Source organism: Mesorhizobium sp. M2A.F.Ca.ET.067.02.1.1, from assembly GCF_004023285.1.
GTDB lineage: Bacteria > Pseudomonadota > Alphaproteobacteria > Rhizobiales > Rhizobiaceae > Mesorhizobium.
Map to the genome: position 1 here is coordinate 1 of NZ_RZSB01000985.1, position 1862 is coordinate 1862.

2 protein-coding genes are annotated in these 1862 nt (G+C 64.6%); both read left to right on the forward strand.

The window, feature by feature from the left end:
* Positions 1-1166 (forward strand): MCE family protein (locus EOA28_RS34500; RefSeq protein ID WP_148671057.1); only part of this gene is annotated, 1166 nt, incomplete at its 5' end.
* 37 nt (positions 1167-1203) lie between these two features.
* Entirely contained in the window at positions 1204-1848 is a 645-nt protein-coding gene (locus EOA28_RS34505) for an ABC-type transport auxiliary lipoprotein family protein (protein ID WP_127251296.1), read from the forward strand.
* Positions 1849-1862 lie beyond the last annotated feature (14 nt).

Genomic DNA, 1862 nt, shown 5'->3' on the forward strand with positions numbered 1-1862 from the left:
TCTATATCGATGGCGACGATCCGACCGTCGCCATTGCCGACGCCGAAATCGCCCGCTGGACACCGATCACCAAGTCGACGCAGGCCGACATCGGACTGACCGGCCTCAGCGGCCAGGCCAATATCGAGCTCAAGGGCGCCGACCCCAAGGAAGCCAGGCTGCTCGACGAGGCGGAGAAGGAAGGCAGGGTCGCCGAGATCGTCGCCAACCCGTCCGCGGTCACCAACCTTTTGCAGACGGCGCAGAACATCTTTACCCGCGCCGACAAGGTGCTTAGCGAGCTCGAAGGCTTCACCAACGACGTTCGCGAGCCGCTGACGCAGACGATCAAGAACGTCCAGACCTTCTCGGACGCGCTGGCCAAGAATTCCGACGGCATCGACAAGTTCCTGTCGGCGGTGAGTTCGCTTTCGGATCAGCTGAAGAATGTCTCCGGTCGGCTCGACAGCACGCTGAAGGCCGCCGAAGGCCTGCTCAATTCCGTCGACAAGGACCAGATCAAGAGCATCGTGGCCAATGTCGACACGGTGACAGCAAATCTGAAGGAGACTTCGAAGCAGTTCGATACGGTCATCGGCAACGTCAACACGGCGGTCGGCTCGATCAACGATTTCGCCAAGCAGACGCAAGGGACACTGGCCAAGGTCAACGGCGTGCTCGACGGCATCGATCCGGCCGACGTCAAGGAGGCTTTGGCCAACATCCAGAAAGCCAGCGCCAGCGCCGACAAGGCGGCCTCGGACATCGCCAAGGTCACCGACAAGATCGCCAACCGTTCCGACGACATCAATGACACGATCAAGAATGCCCGCCAGCTTGCGCAGCGCCTCAACGACGCCTCGGTGCGCGTCGACGGCATCCTGGCCAAGGTCGACAAGCTCCTCGGTTCCGGCGAGGCCGACGGCGTGATGGCCGATGCGAGGGCGACGCTCAAATCCTTCAAGCAGGTGGCCGACACGCTGAACTCCCGCCTCGGCACCATCGTCGACAACCTGTCACGCTTCTCCGGCCAGGGGCTGCAGAACGTCGAGGCGCTGGTGCAGGACAGCCGCCGCTCGATCAATCGCATCGAGGAAGCGGTGACCGATCTCAGCCGCAACCCGCAGCGCATCCTGTCCGGCGGCGAGGGCGAGGTCCGGCAGTTCGACGGAAGGGCAAGGCGTTGACTTCGGCCGCCGCGACCGCCAAGAAAATGAACCGCGAATGCGGGTTGATCGGGGACAACGGGGATCGCGCGTGAAGTCGGTCAGGGTGGTAGCGGGTAGTTTGAGATCGTCCGCGGCGGCATTGCTGGTGCTTACGCTTGCCGGCTGTGCGGTCCTGGGCGGCAAGCCGGCGCCGCTCGACACGTTCGAACTGTCCGCGCCGTCGGTCGACGTGCATGCGCACAGCCGCCGCCAGATCCTGATCGCCCAGCCCTCGGCGCTCAAGGCGCTGGACAGCCAGAACATCGTCATCAGGCCTTCGGACCGCTCGATCCAGTTCCTGAAAGGCGCGCAATGGGCGGACCGGCTGCCGCTGATCGTGCAGGCGAGGCTGGCCGAGACCTTCCAGCGCTCCGGCAGCTTTGCCGGCGTCGGCAAGCCGGGCGAAGGGCTGGCCATCGACTACCAGATCATCGCCGAGGTGCGCTCCTTCGAGGTGCGGGTCAATGGCGGCGAGCATGCCGACGTCGACTTGTTCGTGCGCATCCTGAACGACCGCAACGGAGAGGTGCGCGCCTCGAAGGACTTCACCGCGAGCGCGCCGGTTTCCGGCAGCGGCAATGCGGCTTACGTCCGCGCGCTGGACAATGCCTTCGGCCAGGCGGCGACCGACATCGTCCGCTGGGCCGATTCGACGATTTGAGCGAGGCTCCAGGC

Excerpts from the sequence above, each read along its gene's own strand:
- EOA28_RS34505 (WP_127251296.1), top strand. The coding sequence starts at position 1,204 with ATGCGGGTTGATCGGGGACAACGGGGATCGCGCGTGAAGTCGGTCAGG.